The organism is Pseudoalteromonas sp. SG45-5 (assembly GCF_014164085.1).
Classification (GTDB): Bacteria; Pseudomonadota; Gammaproteobacteria; order Enterobacterales; family Alteromonadaceae; genus Pseudoalteromonas; species Pseudoalteromonas aliena.
In genome coordinates this window covers 1-212 of sequence record NZ_JACJEM010000218.1, presented here as the reverse complement: position 1 = coordinate 212, position 212 = coordinate 1, and the positions used below count along the sequence as shown (strand labels likewise).

The window sequence follows — 212 nt, the reverse complement described above, 5'->3', positions numbered from 1 at the left end:
TGAAGCCTGGTAATGTCCTACTTTCACATAGCAAATGCTACACTATCATCGGCGCTGTTTCGTTTCACTACTGAGTTCGGCATGGGATCAGGTGGGTCCAAAACGCTATTGTCACCAAGCAAATTAGGTGCAAAGAATTAATGACAAGCACGTAGTGCTACCATTTTCTTTGCGCAAGGTGCCTCAACTTTAACGCTACGCGCTAAGAGTCA

Annotated in this window: 1 rRNA gene; it reads right to left on the bottom strand. The window is 45.3% G+C overall.

The annotated features are described in order from the left end of the window. Positions 1-4 precede the first annotated feature (4 nt). Positions 5-119: ribosomal RNA gene (rrf, locus tag H5119_RS20325) — 5S ribosomal RNA — on the bottom strand. Positions 120-212: the final 93 nt, after the last annotated feature.